The sequence below is a fragment of the Micromonospora avicenniae genome (assembly GCF_900156065.1).
GTDB classification, from domain to species: Bacteria; Actinomycetota; Actinomycetes; order Mycobacteriales; family Micromonosporaceae; genus Micromonospora; species Micromonospora avicenniae.
The window spans coordinates 1-19,996 of record NZ_FTNF01000001.1; the positions used below are offsets into that span (position 1 = coordinate 1).

At 69.5% G+C, this 19,996-nt stretch carries 20 protein-coding genes; 15 read left to right on the top strand and 5 right to left on the bottom strand.

Annotated elements, in window-relative coordinates; translation table 11 throughout:
* The first annotated feature begins 83 nt into the window (after positions 1-83).
* The 13 genes from BXA10_RS32645 to BXA10_RS00060 all read left to right on the top strand — a co-directional run bounded on the left by BXA10_RS32645 (position 84) and on the right by BXA10_RS00060 (position 12,388).
* Positions 84-329 carry a terminase small subunit gene (locus BXA10_RS32645; protein WP_425436014.1) on the top strand — a complete coding sequence of 82 codons (246 nt, stop codon included), beginning with the start codon at positions 84-86 and terminating at the stop codon, positions 327-329.
* A 106-nt stretch (positions 330-435) separates the two neighbouring features.
* Entirely contained in the window at positions 436-1,830 is a 1,395-nt protein-coding gene (locus BXA10_RS00005; protein ID WP_245828066.1) for a terminase large subunit, read from the top strand.
* Positions 1,831-1,980: 150 nt separating this feature from the next.
* Positions 1,981-4,767 carry a phage portal protein gene (locus BXA10_RS00010; protein ID WP_281251408.1) on the top strand — a complete coding sequence of 929 codons (2,787 nt, stop codon included), beginning with the start codon at positions 1,981-1,983 and terminating at the stop codon, positions 4,765-4,767.
* Positions 4,768-4,798: 31 nt separating this feature from the next.
* Positions 4,799-5,398 (top strand): hypothetical protein, encoded by a 600-nt coding sequence (locus BXA10_RS00015; protein WP_139337850.1) that lies wholly within the window; start codon positions 4,799-4,801, stop codon positions 5,396-5,398.
* Positions 5,398-5,733: a hypothetical protein gene (locus BXA10_RS00020; protein ID WP_076466481.1), complete on the top strand. Its 336-nt coding sequence runs from the start codon at positions 5,398-5,400 to the stop codon at positions 5,731-5,733. Before BXA10_RS00015 ends, BXA10_RS00020 begins: the two co-directional genes overlap by 1 nt.
* A 1-nt stretch (position 5,734) precedes the next feature.
* On the top strand, positions 5,735-6,145 hold the full coding sequence (locus BXA10_RS00025; protein ID WP_076466482.1) for a hypothetical protein: 411 nt from the start codon (positions 5,735-5,737) through the stop codon (positions 6,143-6,145).
* Between the two features lie 16 nt (positions 6,146-6,161).
* The gene (locus tag BXA10_RS00030) at positions 6,162-6,473 is read left to right on the top strand and encodes a hypothetical protein (RefSeq protein ID WP_076466483.1); all 312 of its coding nucleotides are present in this window, start codon (positions 6,162-6,164) and stop codon (positions 6,471-6,473) included.
* Between the two features lie 150 nt (positions 6,474-6,623).
* A complete protein-coding gene (locus BXA10_RS00035; RefSeq protein WP_076466484.1) occupies positions 6,624-7,073 on the top strand; it encodes a hypothetical protein in 450 nt (149 codons plus the stop codon).
* Positions 7,066-8,793: a hypothetical protein gene (locus BXA10_RS00040; protein ID WP_139337851.1), complete on the top strand. Its 1,728-nt coding sequence runs from the start codon at positions 7,066-7,068 to the stop codon at positions 8,791-8,793. The genes BXA10_RS00035 and BXA10_RS00040 overlap by 8 nt, the downstream gene beginning before the upstream one ends.
* Positions 8,794-8,840: 47 nt before the next feature.
* A complete protein-coding gene (locus tag BXA10_RS00045; RefSeq protein ID WP_139337852.1) occupies positions 8,841-10,037 on the top strand; it encodes a hypothetical protein in 1,197 nt (398 codons plus the stop codon).
* Positions 10,034-11,110 carry a DUF5047 domain-containing protein gene (locus tag BXA10_RS00050; RefSeq protein WP_076466487.1) on the top strand — a complete coding sequence of 359 codons (1,077 nt, stop codon included), beginning with the start codon at positions 10,034-10,036 and terminating at the stop codon, positions 11,108-11,110. The genes BXA10_RS00045 and BXA10_RS00050 overlap by 4 nt, the downstream gene beginning before the upstream one ends.
* Positions 11,107-11,832 carry a hypothetical protein gene (locus tag BXA10_RS00055; RefSeq protein ID WP_139337853.1) on the top strand — a complete coding sequence of 242 codons (726 nt, stop codon included), beginning with the start codon at positions 11,107-11,109 and terminating at the stop codon, positions 11,830-11,832. The genes BXA10_RS00050 and BXA10_RS00055 overlap by 4 nt, the downstream gene beginning before the upstream one ends.
* 1 nt (position 11,833) lies before the next feature.
* Entirely contained in the window at positions 11,834-12,388 is a 555-nt protein-coding gene (locus BXA10_RS00060; RefSeq protein ID WP_076466489.1) for a hypothetical protein, read from the top strand.
* 70 nt (positions 12,389-12,458) lie between these two features.
* Here BXA10_RS00060 and BXA10_RS00065 read toward each other — a convergent pair whose 3' ends face one another.
* A complete protein-coding gene (locus BXA10_RS00065; RefSeq protein WP_076466490.1) occupies positions 12,459-12,710 on the bottom strand; it encodes a hypothetical protein in 252 nt (83 codons plus the stop codon).
* A 602-nt stretch (positions 12,711-13,312) separates the two neighbouring features.
* Here BXA10_RS00065 and BXA10_RS00070 point away from each other — a divergent pair.
* Positions 13,313-14,659 carry an ABC1 kinase family protein gene (locus BXA10_RS00070; RefSeq protein ID WP_076466491.1) on the top strand — a complete coding sequence of 449 codons (1,347 nt, stop codon included), beginning with the start codon at positions 13,313-13,315 and terminating at the stop codon, positions 14,657-14,659.
* A gap of 363 nt (positions 14,660-15,022) precedes the next feature.
* On the opposite strand, the gene BXA10_RS00080 is transcribed toward BXA10_RS00070, so the two are convergent.
* The 3 genes from BXA10_RS00080 to BXA10_RS00090 form a co-directional block, all read right to left on the bottom strand.
* Positions 15,023-15,388, bottom strand: coding sequence for a WhiB family transcriptional regulator (locus BXA10_RS00080; RefSeq protein WP_076466493.1), 366 nt, complete (start codon positions 15,386-15,388; stop codon positions 15,023-15,025).
* Between the two features lie 133 nt (positions 15,389-15,521).
* On the bottom strand, positions 15,522-15,776 hold the full coding sequence (locus BXA10_RS00085; RefSeq protein WP_076466494.1) for a hypothetical protein: 255 nt from the start codon (positions 15,774-15,776) through the stop codon (positions 15,522-15,524).
* 123 nt (positions 15,777-15,899) lie between these two features.
* Positions 15,900-18,065: an ATP-dependent DNA helicase UvrD2 gene (locus tag BXA10_RS00090; protein ID WP_076466495.1), complete on the bottom strand. Its 2,166-nt coding sequence runs from the start codon at positions 18,063-18,065 to the stop codon at positions 15,900-15,902.
* A 92-nt stretch (positions 18,066-18,157) separates the two neighbouring features.
* On the opposite strand from BXA10_RS00090, the gene BXA10_RS00095 reads away from it, so the two are divergent.
* Positions 18,158-18,403, top strand: a complete 246-nt coding sequence (locus tag BXA10_RS00095) for a mycoredoxin (RefSeq protein WP_076467261.1) — start codon at positions 18,158-18,160, stop codon at positions 18,401-18,403.
* 71 nt (positions 18,404-18,474) lie between these two features.
* Here the strand turns inward: BXA10_RS00095 and BXA10_RS00100 are convergent, their stop codons facing one another.
* Entirely contained in the window at positions 18,475-19,818 is a 1,344-nt protein-coding gene (locus BXA10_RS00100; RefSeq protein WP_245828070.1) for an MFS transporter, read from the bottom strand.
* Positions 19,819-19,996 lie beyond the last annotated feature (178 nt).

Consider the following 19,996-nt stretch of genomic DNA (forward strand, 5'->3'; position numbering starts at 1 on the left):
CTAGACAGCTCCACTCCACAACCGGAGGCCTTCGTCATCACGTCTATCTACGTCGTGTCGTCACACAACCTCAACCAACGTCCCTGGGCAGTACAGCTAGGACGTACGCAACCTTCCTAGACACATGTCAGGGCGATGACTTTGACGCCATGAAGGACGTTGGCCCCAAGTACCTCGCTGTGCTGACCGCGCTCGGGATGACCCCGGCGGGACGCCGAGAGCGCAAGGGAGGTGCAAGCAATGACGGCGACAACGGCGCAAGCGGAAACCCGCTCCTCAAGCTGGTCGGCCAGCGGGGAGCCGCTACTCGGAAGCACCCTGCCGCGTAGGTACACGCCACCCCTCGTTGTAGGCCCGCCTGGGCCGTGCTCCTGTGGGTGCGCGCTCGACCGGGACACAAGCTACGGCTTTGCGGTCATCGACTTCGCGCGGTACGTGCTTGAGGAGCCGCTGGACCCCTGGGAAGAATTTGCCGTCATCCACGCCGGGGAGCTGCTGCCCGATGGGCGCCCAAGGTTCCGCCAGGTCTTGATCCTGGTCGCGCGCCAGAACGGCAAGACGCACCTACTCCGGGTGTTGAAGCTGTACTGGCTGTTCGTGGAGCAGTGGCCGGTCATCCTCGGTACCTCGACGGACCGCAACTACGCCAAGAAGGACTGGCGGAAGCTGTGCGACATCGCCATCGCCAACCCGTACCTACGGGAGGCGTTGCCGCGACACAAGAACAAGGGTGTGATCACGCAGATCGGCGAGGAGGCGCTGAACACAGCGGACGGGTGCCAGTACATGTTCGCCGCCACCAACCGCCGGGCGGGCCGCTCGCTCTCGATCGACCGGCTCGTGATCGATGAGCTGCGGGAGCACACCTCCTGGGACGCCTGGAATGCCGCCACCAACGCGATGAACGCCCGGCCGCTCGGCCAGGTCTACTGCATTACGAACCAAGGCGACGACACCGGCATCGTGCTCGACTCGCTCCACGCTCGCGCGCTCCGGGTCATCAAGGAGGGCATCACCGACAGCCGCATCGGGCTGTTTGAGTGGAGCGCTCCGGACGGCTCGGACCTCCTCGACCCCGAGGCGTGGGCCGCCGCCAACCCGAACCTGGGCCGCCGGATCGACCCGGACAGCCTCCGCGAGGAGTTGGAGCGGGCAGCGGAGAAGGGTGGAGACGAAGAGGCACGCGCACGCACTGAGATCCTGTGCCAGCGTGTCCGGTCGCTCGACGCGGCGGTGGACCCGGTCGCATGGGAGGAGTGCCACGTACCCGGCGACATGAGCGGGCTCCGGTCCCGTGTCGCGTTGTGCCTCGACATCTCACCCGACCGGCGACACGCGACCCTCGCGGCTGCTGCGGTCATGGAGGATGGCCGAGCGCGGGTCGAGGTCGTGGCGGCGTGGAACGGGGTGGACGCTACCCGGCAGCTACGGGCCGAGCTGTTGCCGCTCGTGCGGAAGGTCAAGCCGTTTGCGTTCGGGTGGATGCCGAATGGACCGGCCGCAGCCCTCACCGCAGATCTGCAAAAGCGCAAGGGCTCCGCGAACATCTGGCCGCCCAACGTTGCGGTCGAGGAGATCCGGGCGGAGGTGTCGGCTATCTGCATGGGGCTCGCCGATCAGGTCGAGGCCCACCGAGTCGTGCACGCTGGCGATCCGCTGCTGAGTACGCACGTAACCGCTGCTGCGAAATTGCGGAGCGGCGATACGTGGCGCTTCAGCCGGAAGGGTGACGGGCACTGCGACGCTGCATATGCGGCTGCCGGCGCTATTCACTTGGCCAGAACGCTTCCCGCTCCAATTGGAAAGCCTCGCCTAGTAGTGGCGTCATAGTCCAATCTCGATTCATGCCGAATAGGGTACGATTCGGGCATGGGCTTCTGGAGCGCGATGCGCGAATACTTCACCGTGCCCAATATCCCTGCACAATTCATGGCCGACGAAACCGCGCCCCAGCCCGTAGCCCAGCTCATTTACGAAATGATGCACTCGGCCGGATCGGTCACGCGGGTCAGCCGGGATGAGGCGCTATCGGTGCCAGCGGTCCAGCGCGGGCGGAACCTGATCTGCTCGATCTCGACGCTGCCACTCGTGCAATACGGGCCGGACCGTCAGGTCGTGCGGAATCCGTTTCTGGAGCAGATCGACCCGGACGTGGCCAACGTCTGGACCCTCGCGATGACGGTCGAGGATCTGCTGTTTGAGCAGATCGCATGGTGGAAGATCACCGAGTTTGCCGCTGACAACTACCCGATGCACGCACGGCGGCTCGACCCGGCCAAGGTCACCGTGGTCGACGGCAAGGTGTACGTGGAGGGCACGGAGACTCCGGCGCGGGAGCTGATCCGGTTCGACTCCCCCAACCCGGCGCTCTTGAAGGCTGCCGCGCGAGCCATCCGCCGAGCGGTGCTCCTCGACGCGGCTGCCGCGATGTACGCGGATGAGCCTCGACCGCTGGACTACTTCACCCCGGCGGAGGGTGCCGACCCGGTTGATGACGACGACATCAAGGACGTGCTGAACAAGTGGCGGAAGGCGCGCAAGGAGCGCGGCACCGCCTACGTCCCGGCAGCGCTCAAATACAACGAGGTCGACCAGCCGACTCCGGCTGACCTCCAGCTCGTGGAGCTACAGAAGCGGGTCACTCTCGACCTCGCCAACGCGCTCGGGCTCGACCCGGAGGACCTGGGCCTGTCGACCACCTCGCGGACCTACCAGAACGCCACCGACCGGCGGCAGGACCGCATCAACGAGACCTCATCGCCGTACATGAAGGCGATCACCGACCGGCTGTCGATGGGCGACGTCACCAAGCGCGGATACCGGGTGGCGTTCGACCTGGACGACTACATGCGGGCCGACCCGATCACCCGAGTCCAGTACTACGAGGCGATGAAGCGGATGGGCGCCATCACCACCGAGGAGATCCGCGCGGAGGAGAACATGCCGGACCTGCCTGCCGGGGCATCCCCGGCTCCGACCCCCGACCCGACCGAGGAGGCCGCTCCTGCGGCCGTAGGGGCCACCCGCGACATCGGTCTGAACCTGTCGGCCGACGCGGGGATGGTCTTCGCCGACGTGCCCGCTGCGACGTTCAGCGTTGATGAGGAGTCCCGGACGATCACCGGCCTCGTGCTGCCGTACGGGCGGGTTGCCGTTCGCAACGGCCGACGCTGGCGGTTCGACAAGGGCTCGCTCCAGTTCGCCGACCTGGGCCGCGTGAAGCTGCTCCGCGACCACGACCGGTCACAGGCAGTCGGGCGGGCCGTGGAGTTCACCGAGACGCCCCAGGGCGTGGTGATCAAGTTCAAGGTGGCTCGCGGTCCGGAAGGCGACCGGGTGCTGGAGCTTGCGGCCGACGGGGTGCTGGATGGGCTCTCGGTCGGCGTCGAGTTCATGGCCACCGACACGACTCCCGACCCGGAGAACAGGGGCGTGACCCTGGTCCGCCGGGCGGACCTGCGCGAGGTGTCGCTGACTGCGATGCCCGCGTTTGACGACTCTCGCGTCACGTCCGTGGCTGCGAGCCGAGATGAGGGAGAAGCAATGCCCGACAACCCGACGACCGAGCCGCAGGCTCCGACTGCCCCGGCCGGTGCGCCGGGCGAGGCGGGTGCCACCTTCAGCATGGATGACCTGGCGGCGGCTGTCGCCAAGGCGCTCAAGCCGACCCAGACCGACGACCGGCCGGTGGTCAACCCGACCCGGCTGACCGCGAGCGTGTCCGAGCCGGTGCCCTACCGGTTCGACCGGGGCGGGAACTTCCTCCCCACCGAGCACGTGTTCTCCGCCGACCTGCACTCGATGGCCCTGGCCAACGACCAGTACGGCGACCGGACCGACGCGGGCAAGCGGGTCATGGGTCTGCTCCAGGAGGCGTTCGCCACCACGACCGCCAACGTCGGGGACCTCAACCCGACGATCCAGCGTCCGGACATGTACGTCGACCAGCGCGACTACCGCACCCCGCTGTGGGACTTCGTGAACAAGGGTGCTCCGCCGAACGGCGTCCAGCCGTTCCGGTTCCCCAAGTTCGCCAGCGCCGCGAACCTGGTGGACGACCACGAGGAAGGCGTCGAGCCGGACGCCGGCACCTTCACCTCGACCGGCCAGACCGTGACCCCGACCGCGCTGAGCGGTAAGGCGTCGCTGACCCGCGAGGTCTGGGACATGGGCGGCAACCCGGCCGTCTCCACCCTCATCTTCAACCAGATGCGCCGGGGCTACCGGGAGGGTCTGGAGCAGGCGGTTGCCACCTTCCTGAACACCCTGACCGCTGCGGACGACATCAACCTGGGCGTGGCTCCGACCGACTTGGCCCTGGCTGAGGCATGGGACGCGGCGCTGGCCGACCTCCAGTTCATCCGGGGCTACGACTTCTCGGCGTTCGCCATCGAGAAGGCGCTGTACAAGGCGTTCGTGTCCGCGCGGGACGGCAACGACCGTCCGCTGTACGCGATCATCGCGCCGCAGAACGCCAACGGCACCGCCGCCTCGCGGTTCCGCACTCTGGACCTCGGCGGCGTGACCGGCGTGCCGTCCTGGGCGCTCGCCTCGACGGCGGGAGCGGCGAACAACTCCTGGCTGTTCGACCCGAGCACCGTCCACGGCTGGGCCACCGCCCCGCAGCGGCTGGAGTTCCCGGGCACGGACGCGAGCGGCGAGTATGCGCCGGTGGCGATGGTCGACATCGCGATCTGGGGCTACAAGGCGTTCGCCAACTCCGACCTCGGCGGTGTCCGCCAGGTCATCTACGACAACGCTGCCTGATCCGACTGACCGCTGAGAGGAGGTGACCACCATGGGACTCCGGGCTCTGTCCAGCACCGCTGCGCTGCTGCCGATCGGCGGACGCTGGGTGATCGAGGTCGAGACGACCAACGATGACGGCTACCTGGTTGACGGCGCTCCGGCCGTGGTGGTCACCCTCCCCGGCGGTACGGTGTCCAACCCGACCTTCACGAGGCTCGGAGCGGGCACCTACCGGGCGGTGTACACGGTCGGCTCCTCCGGTCGGTACGTCGCTCGGGTCACGACTGCGGATGACGCGGTGGACTTCGCCGCGTACGCCACCGCCACCACCTCCGGTACGGGGATGCCGACCACCGATGACGTGGCCGCGTACCTCCGGGAGGGTGCGGCGTCGTGGGAGACCGAGGATCTACAGGATGCTCTCGACGCGGAGGCTGCCGCTCAGCGTGCCGTTTGCCGCGTCCGGGCGGTCTACCCGGATGACCTCCGGCAGGCGCTCCTGCGCCGCGTAGCGCGGAACCTGGCTCTGCGGCAACTCCCGCTCGCGGTGCTCCAGGGTGACGCCGAGGTCGGATCGAGCATCCTGCCCGGCCGTGACCCTGAGGTCCGGCGGCTGGAGGCTCCGCACCGACGTCTGGTGGTGGGCTGATGAACGTCACCCGGTCCGACATCAAGAGCGCACTGTCCACTGTGGACGGTGTGACCGGCTTTGAGTACAAGCCGACCACTCCGCGTCCCGGTGATGCCTGGCCGCTGCTCGGCGCGTTGGAGCGGGCGGACGGCTTTGCCTTCTACGTCACGTGGCGGGTGCTCGTGTTCCTGCCGCAGGACGAGCGGGCCGCGTCTGACTGGGTCGATGCCCACTACGGGGACCTGGTGGACGCCTTGGAGCCGGTTGGCTTCGTGGACCGCATCGAGCCGGTGGCTCTGGGCGCCAGCGGCACCGACCAGTACGCACTACAGATCACGATGAGGAGTGAGTGAGATGCCGGCTCCCACTGGCGCTTATGTCCTGCGGAACGCCGTAGTCACCATCGACAGCGTCGAGTACGCCAACCAGCTCAACAAGGCTCGGCTGGTGCCCGACACCCCGATCCAGACCTTCCGCACCCTCGTGCCGGACGGCGTGGTCCAGGACGTGGACTCGACCGTCTGGACCTTCGAGATCAGCGGACTCCAGATCAACGAGGCCAACGGACTGGCCGCCGCGCTCCGCGAGGCAGCGGGGACGGAGCTGGAGGTCACCCTCCAGCCCAAGGCCGGTACCGGCCAGGCCACCGCGACCTTCACCATCCTGGCGCTGGACACGGAGTTCGGCGGCGACCAGGGCGCGTTCATGACCACGGAGCTGAGCCTGCCGGTCGTCGGCGGGGTCACCTTCGGCACTTCGGCCTGAGAGAGGTAACCCGACCATGCCCTCCCTGCTGTTTGAACTCCGCGTCGAGATGGAGGACGGGACCACGTATGACGTGGTTGCCGACCAGCGCGACGCGGCCAAGTTCGAGGTCCAGGACTTCGGCTGCTCCATCAGCGCCATCGACTCCCGGCTGGCGACGGCGTTCCGCTACATGGCCTGGTCTGCGATGACCCGGCGAGGCGAGACCAAGCTGAGCTGGAAGGACTTCGACGCCCAGTGCATCGAGGTCATCGACATGCCGGAGCCGGAGGAGGCGGGCGAGCCGGGTGATGCCCTGGACCCTGGCCAGACGGCTCCGTCCGCTTGAGCCTTGTCCGGCTCGCGCACGCGACCGGTAGGCCGCTGATGGGGCCGGACGGGCTGGAGAACTGGCACCCCAGGGACCTGGCCACGTTGGTCGACATCTTGGAAGAAGAGGCGGCTGACCGCCGCAGAGCAGCGGATAGGGGGTGACGGGATGGGTTCGCTGGATGGGCTGATTCGGGACCTGCGCGGCTTTGAAGGCCGCAAGGAGGTCCTGAAGCACCTCCGCAAGGAGATCCGCCAACCCCTCCCGTCCGTCCGCGCCGCAATCAAGCGGCGGGCGCTCGACACGCTCCCGAGACGGGGCGGGCTGAACGTCTGGGTCAGCAGGACCAAGATCACCGTCCAGACCAAGTTGGCGGGCCGCGCGGCGGGAGTCCGGATGAAGGGCTCCCGCAAGTCAGCCAAGGACAAGAGCGACTTGAAGCGGCTCGACGCGGGCAAGGTCCGGGCTCCCTCGTGGGGCCGGAGGGGTGCCGGAGCGTGGCACACGCAGCAGGTAGAGCCGGGCTACTTCACGAAGCCAGCGACGGAGATTGACCAGTGGCGAGCGGCGGCCAACAAGGCCGTAGATGAGGCGTTGGAGGTGATCCGTCGTGGCTAGGGACGTTGAGGTTGATGTCCTCCTCCGGGACAAGACCGGAACGGGCGTCAACTCCGTCGAGCGCAACCTCAAGCGCGCCAACACCGTTCAGGGCAGGGTCCTGTCCCAGATGGGCAAGGGCTTCCGACAGTGGGAGAACGGCTTCAAGCGCGTAGGCGGTGCGGCGAACCGGTGGGCCAACTCCGGCGACAGCGCGGGCAAGAAGTTCGTTCGCGGGATCTCCAAAGGCATCGGCAAGCTGGCCGACCTCGGCGGGACGATTGGCGGCGCGCTCTCCAAGGGAATTAGCGGAGCCGGTCCGCAGGTCGCTCTGGCCGCTGCCGGGCTTGCGGTTGTGGCCGCTACGGCTGCCGCTCCGGCCATCGCGGGCGCGATCGTCGGCGGTGCCGGCATCGGCGGAGTCGTGGGCGGGGTGCTGCTAGCGAGCAAGGACGCTCGCGTTGCCTCCGCTATGACCGGCCTGAAGGAGGAGATCGGGACCGGGCTCCAGGACGCGGCCAAGCGGTTTGTCCCGGCGACGCTCGACGCGGTGAAGCGGGCGCGGGCTGCGTTCCGTGGTCTGGTGCCGGACCTCCGCCAGATCTTTGACGTCTCGGCTACCTGGCTTGGCCCGCTGACGACCTCGCTCGGGCGGGCGGCGCAGCTTGCCCTCGACGGCATCACCAAGGCGGTCACCAAGGCTGGCCCGATCATCGCCGTGATCGGTCGGGGTGCCGAGAAGATCGGCCAGCGCGTCGGCGAGCTGTTCTCCGGGCTCAGCGACAACGGGGCGTCGATGGCGGCGGCTCTCGATGTGGCGCTTTCCCTCGTTGCCGGGGCCATCCAGGAGGCCGGTATTGCGCTCAACTTCCTGGTCGAGGCGTTTGAGTTCTTCGTCAACAAGATCCCGTTCGGCAAGAAGTGGCTCGACGGGTACAAGAACAGCAGCGACGGGGCCAAGTCCTCCTCGCTCAACCTGGCGGGCGGATTCCGGGCGCTGGCCACCGACGCCAACGCGGCAGCAGCGGGTCTGACCAACGCCAAGCAGAAGTCGGACGATTTCGTTAACGCCAATATCTCCCTGGCCCGTGCGCAGATCGCCTCCCGCGATGCGGTCAAGAACACCACCGCCGCGATCAAGGAGAACGCCAACGCCAAGCTGACCAACAAGCAGCGCGCCGACGCGAACATGACCGCGCTGCTCAACCTCGCGGACGCCTTCAATACGGAGGCGGACGCGGGCGACCGATCCGGGGTCAGCGCGGGCAAGGCGGCTGCGGCCTACTCGACCAACCGGGCCAAGCTCATCGCGATGGCGGAGAAGGCGGGCTACTCCCGCCAGAAGGCCGAGGAGTTGGCGGCGCAGCTGCTCAAGGTGCCGAAGAACGTGAACACCGACGTCAACGTGAACACCAGCACCGCGATGGGTCGGCTTGAAACCCTTCAGAAGAAGATCAAGAACACCAAGGGCAAGACGGTCACGCTGACCGTGCAGGTCCTGAGCAACGGCAACCACCGTATGCCCGGCGGCGGACAGCTCACCTTCTCGGACTACACGTCTTGGGCGGGCGCGGGCGGTAGCGGGGTCTCGCGGACCGGCGGACCGACGCGGGTCGAGAGCACCGTCAACCAGACGCTCAACGTGCTGCTCGACGGGCAGCCGTTCCGCTCCTACACCGACCGAGCCATTGCGGAGTCCGAGCGGCGGCAGAACTGGCGGCAGAAGGTAGGGAGGCGGTAATGGCTGTCGCGATCACGGCCGACGAGCAGGACTCCTGGCCGCCCCGGGTGCTGATCAGCGTCACGGGTCTGACCGTCGGCGACTCGGTGGAGCTGTACCGGGTGGCCTCCGGTGAGCGGTCCGCGCTGCGGGCGGGAGCCGACGCCGACGTGTCGGATACCTCGTTCTTGCGGGTGGACGCAGAGATGCCCTTCGGGGTGCCGGTGAGCTACCTAGCCGTCGTTAACGGGTCGGACGAGTACACGACGGCACCCGCCTCGTACACGCTCCCGGGCGGGAAGGTGGCAGTCACCGACGCCATCAGCGGGGCGAGCGCCGAGGTGGTCATCCTCGCCTGGGACGAGAAGGCGAGCAGCCGCCAATCGTCCGTGTTCAAGGTCGGCGGACGGAACGTGGTCGTGTCCGGCGACATGGGCATGTTCGAATCCGACCTGGAGTTGTTCACCGAGACCACGAGCACCCGCGACAACCTCCGGGCGCTGCTGGCTGGTGCGACCGAGGGTGTCGTGCAGATTCGGCAGCCGGGCGGGTATGACGGCGTCGACAGCTATCTGGCGGTGCTCGGGACCACCGAGCGGCGGTTCAGCCAGGACGGCAGCGACCAGCGCCGCATCTTCGCGTTGAGCGTGGCCGAGGTCGAGGGTTGGGCGCCCATGCTGGAGGCGCGCGGCACGACGCTCCAGGACATCGCGGATGCGTACGCGAGCACCGAGACGGCAACGCTCGTTGGCGACTACCTGTTCAATGCCACTACGGAGAGCTGGTTCGCATCCGGCGGCACTCTCGCCCGTGTCGCTACCCCGTCGGACGACGGCGACGGCTCGCTGCGCTGGACCATGGACACGGGTGACGACGCCGATGGCGTCCAGTCGCCCACGGGGTCGAGCGCTCTGCCTGTCCCGGCTCCTGGCTCCTACCGCATCACCTACAAGATCATGACCCCGCACATGATCAACCCCGTCACCTGCGACGGATTCTGGTATGACGCCTTTGGCGACTTCATCGAGGGCCTCAACGGGAAAACCTTGACGCTGACGCCGAACGTCTGGACCGAGTTGGTGCTGGAGGCGGTCGCCCCGGCGGGCGCAGCGTTCCTCCGAACCGACATCGGCTTGATCGGCACTACGGCGGGCAACCTGCTCTACGTCGACAGCGTGACCGTAGAACTCCTCGGGGGCGGGCTGTCGAATCTGGCCGACGACTACGCCACCTTGCTCGACATCGCGCAGGGAGAGTTCGCATGATCCCGCTGAGCGAGGAGGCGCTGTCTGTCCTCACCCGCAGCTACCGGCTGCGGTGCGCGGTGGAGTCCTGGCTCGGTGACGAACTGCTGGCCGCTGAGGTGCCGGTGGAGACCGCCTCCGAGGAAACCGACCGGAGCTTGCGGGTGCCGGAGCGGGTCACCTTCACCGTTCCCCGGTACGACCGGGGCGTGGACTGGTCGCCGGTTACGGATGACCACCCGCTAGCCGCCAACGGTCAGCGCCTCCGGGTGCAGCTCGGAATCGAGATCGGCAACGGGGTCACCGAGTGGTTCCAGCGGGGATGGTTCGTCATCGAGGATTCCATCGCCGATGGCGACTCCGTCAGCGTCGCGGCGGTGGGCCTGCTCTCCCTGGTCGAGGAGGCTCGATTGGTGAGCCCGTACCAGCCGAGCGGGACACTCTTCAACACCCTGCGCGGGCTGGTGGAGCCAGCCCTCACGGTGACGTCGGACGGGCTGATCGACCGTGCCGTGCCGTCCGGGATCAACTACGACGAAGACCGGCTCGGCGCGGTTTTGGAGCTGCTGGACGCCTGGGAGGCGGACGCCCGAGTCACCGAGGATGGATACCTGTACGTGTCTCCGGCGGAGCCGTCCCGGACGCCGGTCCTGAGCCTCACCGACGGCCAGGGCGGCACGGTTATCCAGGCCACCGGATCGAGCGCCCGCGAGGGTGCTTTCAACGTGGTTGTCGCCCGAGGTACCGCACCCGACGGCGGCCAGATCCAGGGCGTGGCCTACGACTACTCCGGCCCCAAGCGGCACGGCGGACCGTTCAACCCGCTGCCGGTGCCGTACTTCTACTCCAGCCCGCTCCTGACCACTGTGGCGCAGGCGAACTCGGCGGCGCGGACGGTGCTGGCCCGGCTCAAGCGCTCGACGGCCAAGGAGTTTCAGATTGAGATGGTGCCGCACCCCGGGCTACAGGCGGGCGACACGGTCGCCATCACCACCGAGGAATACACCGACCTGCTGTGCGTGGTCGAGGCCCTGAACCTGCCGTACACGGCGGGCGGCGGGTCGCAGCGGCTGACGTTGAGGAGCCTGTCATGAGCGCGCTATTGGCTACCGCCAGCGCCAACAAGTCCGGTAGCACCGTCACCGCCACGGTCAACGGCGTCACGACGGTCGTGCAGGTGGCCCGTGATCTCGCGGTCGCCTCCGGGGACGTGCTGCTCGTGGAGAAGATCGGCCCGCAGTGGTTCGCCTACGCCCGGGTGTTCTCGGCAGCACCCGCCTCGACCGGGCGAGACAACGAGGAGCCGCCCCCGCCCAAGCCCGCTACGGTCAGCGGAACGCTGGTCGTGAGTCCGGTGGAGACCCGGAGCTACCGGCCGAACTACGGCTGGCGGACGGACAACACGGACGTCTACCAGGGCCAGTACGGCGGCTGGGGCAACCACACCGGAGCGGCGTTCTACGGCAGTAAGCCGCGCAGCCTCGCGGGTGCCACGGTGACCAAGGCGACGATCAAGGTCAAGCGGCTCAGCGCCGGTACGTACGCCGCTCAGTCGACCACGATGCGCCTCGTTACGCAGGCCACCCGGCCGGGTGGCGCACCGACGCTCGGTAGCTCGACCTCCGGACCGAGCCTCGCGGTGGGCGGCTCGACCACCTTCACCATTCCCGCCTCCTGGGCGCAGGCGATGGTCGACGGGTCGGCGGGCGGGCTCGCCTTCTTCGAGTCGGACGGCAGCCCCTATGTGCGCTTCGCAGGCCGGGGCTCCTGGTCGCCGGCATTCACCTTGACGATCAACTGGACAAGGAGCACCTGACATGCCCACCACTAGCAACGGCATCACCTACCCGACCTCCTCCGGCCACACCCGGATCTGGGAGCACTTTCAGACCCTGGCCGAGGACGTGGACGGCCTGATCGACACCATCCTCAACCCGCCGGTTGCGCACCTGCGGCAGACCACGGCGCAGACCCTGTCGAGCGGATCCTGGACCGCCCTGATCTTCCAGAGCGAGGACATCGACACCCACAACGGCCACCTGACCGGGGTCAGCGACAACCAGCGCCGCTACACCGCGCAGGTCGCGGGCATCTACGAGTTCAGCGGGGCGGCCACCTTCACGACCGCCATCGGCGGGAACCGCTGGTGCCGATGGGCGAAGAACGGCACGGAGATCGGCGGTTCGGGCGCGAACACGCCTCCGATCTCGGGCGGGCAGACGCTGCTGACGGCACGCACGGTCAACGTCTTCCTCAACGTCGGCGACTACGTGGAGCTGTTCGCCTACCAGGACAGCGGCAACCCCGTCGACACGTACGTAGGCGTTACCTACGCCCAGTCGAGCATGAGCGTGAAGTGGATCGGGGCGTAGACGCCCCTTATGACGCAGCAACCCCGGACGCGGCTGAGGGCACCGCTCCGGGGTTGCTGTCTATGCGGGACTAGCGGGCGCGGCGAGCCTGGGAGGCGAGAGCGTGGGAGACGGCTCGGGCCTGCGGGATGGTGAGGAGGAGCGAGCCAACCCCACCCTTGAGGGTGATGAGCGGGAGAGCCTGGGGCTCGTGTCCCCGGAGGAGTTGGAGCGAGACGGGCGGGTACCCGTCGAGGGAGTTGATGACGATGATGCGGCCCGCGTGCGAGAGCGGGGAGCACAGGTTGCTGAGGCACCAGGACGGGTGAGGGAGGTCGGACATCGCGGCACACTCCTGACGAACATGGCAAAACGGACAGCCCTATCGTCCCGCTCGATACGTGAGCCGTCTACACGTTCGGGTGCGTGTCTTCCAGCGGATCCCGCCTAAGTCCTGAACTGCGTCGACCTGCACCGCACCGACCGGGATCCGGACTGGCCGCGGCTCGCCGCCCAGCTCGCCGGCGAGGAGTCGCTCCCCGCGGGCGCCACCGCGACCCTGCTCGTCGCGGCCGGGTTCGCCACCGCGGAGGCGCTGGCCCAGCTCGACGGGGGCACGCCGGAGACGGTGGGCGCGGCGGTGGAGGTAACCACCGCCGGCAGGTTCCGGCGTCGCGGCTGGCCACCCCACCCCTCCTGCCGATGCTCGCGTGGCGGCCGTTGAGAGACCGTCGGCAAGTCCGGGCGAGCGACGCGGCACCAGGTGACGATCCGGCGAGGCGGTCGTCCGCTGGCCCGCCGCAACCGCCGGGGGCTCTCGCGGCGCTCTCTCAGGCCCGCCGACATGCCCACTGATGCCCTTTGTCCGACCTGACGTCCGGAACGAACGACGGGTGACGAGGCGCTCAGCAGCCGCGCGCCCGCCGAGTCGGTAACAATGACCGGGTGACCGACATCCCGCGCCGGGCCGTGTCCCGGACCGCCAAGCTCGCCGCACTGCCGCTCGGCTTCGCCGGCCGGACCGTCCTCGGCATGGGAAAGCGCGTCACCGGCCTCGCCTCCGACGTGATCTCCGCGGAGATCCAGCAGCGCACCGCCGAGCAGCTCTTCAGCGTCCTTGGCCAGCTCAAGGGCGGGGCGATGAAGTTCGGGCAGGCGTTGTCCGTCTTCGAGGCGGCGCTGCCGGAGGAGATCGCCGCCCCGTACCGGCAGGCGCTGACCAAGCTCCAGGAGGCAGCGCCTCCGCTGCCCGTCGCCAGCGTGCACAAGGTGCTGACCGAGCAGCTCGGCCCGGACTGGCGGGACCGCTTCGTCGAATTCAACGACACCCCGGCTGCGGCCGCCAGCATCGGCCAGGTGCACCGCGCGGTCTGGCGGGACCCGGGGTACGACCCGGCCGGCGCCCCGAAGCACCGCGACGTGGCCGTCAAGATCCAGTATCCGGGCGCCGGTGACGCGCTGCTCGCCGATCTCAAACAGCTATCCCGCCTCGGCGGGATGTTCCGGGCGATCCAGCCCGGGCTCGACGTCAAGCCGCTACTTGTCGAGCTACGGGAGCGGATCACCGAGGAGCTCGACTACGAGCTCGAGGCCGAGTCGCAGCGTGCCTTCGCCGCCGCGTACGCCGACGACCCGGACATCTACATCCCCGCCGTGGTCTCGTCCGCGCCGCGGGTGCTCATCACCGAGTGGGTCGAGGGCACGCCGCTCGCCCAGATCATCCGGGACGGCACCGAGGAGCAGCGGAACGAGGCGGGCCGGCTGATGGCCGAACTGCACCTCTCCGCGCCGATGCGGGCCGGACTACTGCACGCCGACCCGCACCCGGGTAACTTCCGGCTGCTGCCCGACGGCCGCCTCGGTGTGATCGACTTCGGCGCGGTGGCCCGGATGCCCGACGGCACCCCGGAGCCGATCGGCCGCCTCGCCAGTCTGGCGCTGCGGGGCGAGGCGGACGCCGTCGTGGCCGGCCTGCGGTCGGAGGGCTTCGTCAGCGAGACCGAGGAGATCGACGCGCAGGCGGTGCTGGAGTATCTGCGGCCCATGCTGGAGCCGGTGGCCGCCGACGAGTTCCGGTTCACCCGTGCCTGGCTGCGGGGCGAGGCTGCTCGGCTGGCCAGCCCGCGCTCGCCCGCGTACCAGCTGGGGCGTCAGCTCAACCTGCCCCCGTCGTACCTGCTCATCCACCGGGTCACCCTCGGGTCCATCGGCGTGCTCTGCCAGTTGGAGGCCAAGGCGCCGTACCGCCTCATCCTCGAACGCTGGTTGCCCGGCTTCGCGCCGGTCGGCTGACGGCCCCGCCGCGAGGGACGCGGCCCGGGCCGCCCCGTCGACCCTGGGCACGCACCGCCCGAGGCGCCCAGCGGTTACGCCGAGGGGCGGGTGGCCGGAATCCGGCCGCCCGCCCCTCGTATCGGTGGGTGTCAGCGAAGGCCCAGGTCGCGCGCCGCCTGCTGGCGGCCCTTCATCGCGACGGTGAGGGCGGAACGGGTTGCCTCAGTGCTCGTGGTGGTGCCGGCCTGAGGCCGTCGCATTCGAGCCCTGGACAACGCTTCATGAAGTAGTTGCATCTCAACTCCGTTGGGTACGTGCAGCATGCTGTTTCCAGTCACCGCCGGCGTCAGGCCGGCGTAGTTGGTTCGGATCGGGTTCATGTCAGGCCGCCAGCCGGACCGCGTTGCGCTCCTGGGACAGCCCACTGGCCGCCAGGCGCGCCTCGGCCTCGACCCGGAGCGCGGCGTCGCGGGCGACGTCCTCCTTGCGCGGACGGCCACGGGGCCGCTTGCGCGGGACGACCGCGCCACGCTCGAAGATCTCGCCGCCCCAGACGCCCCAGGGCTCGGCTCGCTCGACCGCGCCGGCGAGGCACTCGACGCGCAGCGGGCAGTCCCCGCAGAGCGACTTGGCCAGCTCAAGCTCGGTGGGCGAGTCGGAGAACCACAGGTCGGGGTCGAACTTCCGGCAGGGGAGGTTCGCCTCCAGCTCGACGTCCAGGTCGAGCGGGGCCAACGCCAGACTCATCACCCGGTCACCTCTCTCTCACTTCGATCTCGTGGATCGCTACTTCCGACTACATGGGCGGAGCAAAAAACTGAGGCCGCGGATCCCGGTTTACGGGTTCCGCGGCCTCGAGGTGAGCCGGTCGGTCTGGTGATCAGACCGGTCTACCTCGAGGTGGAACGCCGCGGACATCGGTGCGCTTCTCGACGCCGTCGATACCCATGCCCGTGAAGCCACTGGTCCCCCGGAATCCGTTCGGCGCGGCGGCGAGGATCAGCTCGGCCTGAGCCTCGACCTGGTGCACCTGGGGAACCGACGGTCGCGTGACCGCGAGGGCCACCCGGACAGCCGACAGCGGAGCGCAGGCAGCTGGCATCGCCGCCAGACGCTCATAGGTGAAGATCTTCACGGGTGCCACCTCCCTCACGTTCCTCGAATCGACTAGGTCAACCCCTCGTGAGCAGCTCGAACAGCGCCGCTCGCGAGGTGTGCACTGAGGCTATTCCTCGCCCGAGGGCGAGGGCAAACGAATTTACGGCTCGATTTCGAAAGTTTTCTCGGGGCAGATCTCGTCGACCGCCGCGCCGCCCACCAACGCCAGTACCGATTCGCCGTAGAGGCCCAGTTTGCGTGGGCCGATCCCGGCGATGGCGATCAGGTCCTCGGGGCGGCTCGGCCGCCGCTCGGCCAGCGCCGTCAGGGTGGCGTCCGTGAAGACCACATAGGCGGGTACCCGCTGGTCACCGGCGACCCGCCGCCGCCACTCACGCAGCCGCTCGTGCAGCTCCTCGTCGATGTCCGACGGGCAGGTCGCGCAGCGCCCCAGCTTCCGTTCCGGGCCGGCGAGCAGTGTCGCGCCGCAGATCCGGCAGGAGACGATCTGCGTCCGGCGCCGCTCCGGCCGGGGCGGCGCACCGGTGCCGCGGGCCCGCTCACCGCTGCCGCCCGAACGGTCGAGCTGCGGCAGGAAACGCGAGGGCCGACGCGCCCGCCCACCCGGCGAGCGGGCCACCGCGTACGACAGCCACAGCCACTCGCGGGCGCGGGTGACCCCCACGTAGAGCAGCCGGCGCTCCTCCTCCACCTGCTCGGCGGTTTTCGCGTACGTGGTGGGGAGGGTGCCTTCGGAGAGCCCGACGAGGAAGACCGCGTCCCACTCCAGCCCCTTCGCCGAGTGCAGCGAGGCCAGGGTCACCCCGTCCAGGGTCGGCGCGTGCTGCTGGCTGGCCCGACGATGCAGCTCGTCGGTGAACTCGGCCAGGGTCACCGGCCGCTCGACGGTCGCCGCCTCGCCGATCGGCAGGACGGCCGGCGTGGCCGCGTACTCCTCGGCGAGCTGGACCAGCGCGGCGAGCGCCTCCCAACGCTCCCGGGCGGCGCCACCGGCCGGGGGCGTGTCCGGCGACCAGCCCACGGCGGCGAGCGCCTCGACCACGGCCGCCGGCAGCGGGGTCTCCCCCGGGATGGAGCGGGTGGCGGCGCGCAGCGCGACCATGGCCTGCCGCACCTCGGCCCGCTCGAAGAACCGCTCCGCCCCCTGCACCACGTACGGCACCTCGGCCTCGGTGAGCGCCTTCTCGTACGCCTCGGACTGCGCGTTGGTGCGGAACAGCACGGCGATCTCCCGGGCCGGGGTGCCGGCGTCGATGAGCGCCCGGGCACGCGCCGCCACCGCGTTCGCCTCGGCCGGCTCGTCGGTGAAGATCCGCAGTTCCGGTTCGGGGCCGGGCGGACGCTGTCCACGCAGCTCCAGCCGCAGCCGGGCCTCGGTGCCGCGAGCCTGGGAGATCACGGCGTTGGCCAACCCCACGACCTGCGGTGTGGAGCGGTAGTCCCGCACCAGCCGGACCACCACGGCGTTGCGGTGCCGGCGCGGGAAGTCGACCAGATACGACGAGGTCGCCCCGGTGAAGGAGTAGATCGTCTGGCTGGCGTCGCCGACCACGGTCAGGTCGTCGCGCCCGCCGAGCCAGGCGTCCAGCAGGCGCTGCTGGAGCGGGTTGACGTCCTGGTACTCATCGACCACGAAGTGCCGGTACTGCGCGCGCACCTGCTCGGCGACGTCCGCGTGCTCCTCGATCCCCCAGACCGCCGCGCGCAGCATGTCCTCGAAGTCGATCACTCCGTTGCCACGCTTGATCTTCTCGTACGCCGCGAAGACCTCGGCGACCTTCGCCGGCTCGTGCGGGGTGTCCCGCAGGGCCTTGGCCGCCGCCACCACGTACTCGGCCGGCTCGACGAGCGACGACTTGGCCCACTCGATCTCACCGGCCAGGTCGCGGGCAGCGGCCCGGTCGGTACGCAGACCGACCCGGGCTGCGGCGAGCGTGACCAGCCGGACCTTGCTGTCCAGCAGCTCGGGCATGGCCCGCCCGTCGAGCAGCCTGGGCGCGAAGTAGCGCACCTGGCGCAGGGCCGCCGCGTGGAACGTGCGTGCCTGCACACCTGGCACCCCGAGCGCGGTGAGCCGGCTTCGCATCTCGGCGGCGGCCCGGGCGGTGAAGGTGACGGCGAGCACGTGCCGGGCGGAGATCTCACCGCTGAGCGCCCGGTGCGCGATCCGCGAGGTGATCGCCCTGGTCTTCCCGGTGCCGGCACCGGCCAGGATGCAGACCGGTCCGGCCGGTGCGGTGACCGCGCCGCGCTGCTCTGGATCCAGCCCGGCGAGCACCCGATCCGCCCCAGAGTGATCCGCCACAGCAAGGAATTCTCTCAGCTACCTCGAGTGTTGCAGCAGACAGCCTCGGCTTGATCGGCAAGCCGCCGGCGGAGCAGTGGGAGGAACTGACCATGCTGACCATGTACTCCACCTCGTGGTGCGGCTACTGCCACCGGCTGAAGTCGCAGCTGGACCGGGAGGGCATCGGGTACGAGGTGGTCGACATCGAGCGGGAGCCGAAGGCCGCGGAGTTCGTGATGAGCGTCAACGGCGGCAACCAGACCGTGCCGACGCTGCGCTTCGCCGACGGCAGCGCGCTCACCAACCCGTCCATCACCCAGGTCAAGAAGCACCTCGCCACCATCGCGAACGCCTGACCCCCACCCCGACCGCCCCGACCCCCCACCCCGACCAGCTCGCCCCTCGCCTCGCCCCGGTGATCACGAAATCATCGATTCCGGCGTCGGCGTGTCGCGGCGATAACTTCATGATCGGCGGGACGGGATGAGCCGGGGCGGGGCGAGTCGGGGCGGGGCTGTGTCGGGCGGCGCGGGGACGGGATCCGGGGGATTCGGCGCGGGGGCGCCCCGGGGCCGGGCCGGCGGGTCGGGGCAGGCGGGGTCAGGTGCCGGGCGTGCCAGAGGTAGCCGCCGGCGAGCACCGTGACCACGCCCGTCAGCAGGAAGAGCAACCGATAGTCGAGCGCGCCGACCAGTAACGCGCCGCCGCCGATCGAGACGGCCTGCGGCCCGCTGACCACCGCCTCCGAGGCGGCCGTGACCCGGCCGAGCAGCCGCGGCGGCGTACGGCGCTGGATGAGCGTGTTCAAGCCGACCATGGTCAGCGGAAGCGACACACCGGCCAGCAGTACCGCCGCCACACCGAGCCGGAGATCCGGGTACGCCAGCGCCAGCGCGGCCGGCCCGAAGAACGCCACCCCGGTCGCGAGGGTGCCCACCTCGCCGAGGCGGCGTACCACGCCGGGCGAGCAGAGCCCGCCGACCAGCCCGCCGATGCCCTGTACGGTGACCAGCACCCCGACGAACGCGGCATCCCGGCGCAGCCCCTGGTCGACGTACGCGAAGATCAGCGACTCGGTGAAGCCCATCACCAGCGAACCGAGCCCGTAGCCGAGCAGCGCTCGACGCAACGCGGGCTCGCCGGCCAGGTGCCGCAGGCCGGCGCTCACCCCGGCCGGCCAGCGCGGCCCCGGGCCGGCGGGCCTCTCCTCCCGGGTACGCAGCATGCCCACCACCGCGGCCGCCGTCACGAACCCGAGCACACCGACTCCGGCCAGTGCCGGGCCGCCGATCGTGGCGTAGAGGCCGGCGCCGGCGAGCGGGCCGATCAACCGCAGTCCCTGACGCACCGTCTGGAGCGCGCCGTTCGCCTCGGCCAGCAGGCCGACCGGGACCAGTTGCCGGATCAAGCCGCTGAGCGCGGCGCTCAGTGTCAGGTAGGAGAGCCCGTACAGGGCGGCCACCGCGTACACGATCCACACGTCGTCCCGGTCCCGCACGAGGAAGAGCGGGCTCAGCAGCACCGCGGTAACCAGGTTCGCCACCACGAAGAACGGTCGTCGCGGGTAGCGGTCGACGAACCATCCGACCAGCGGCGCCAGCACCATCGGCGCGATGACCGCGAAGATCGTGGCACCGGCCAGACCATCCGACCCGGTGAGGTCCTTGACCCAGATGGCGAGCGCGAGCAGCAGGATGGACTCCGCACTCATGCTGGCCAGCAGCCCGCAGAAGAGCAGGCGGAACTCGGGTCGGCGCAGGACGTGGCGCATGGATCCTCCGGCTGGCGGTGGCGTGCCAGTGGTGGGCACGACCTCGGGGGTGGGGTGACCGGTTCGGACGCCGTCATCAGGCGGTCGCACGTTCCACGGTCCTCTTTTCTGCGAGACACGCCCCCGCCGGAACCTCCGACGCCGGTCGCGACGTCCATACTGACCGTGGGGGGCGAAC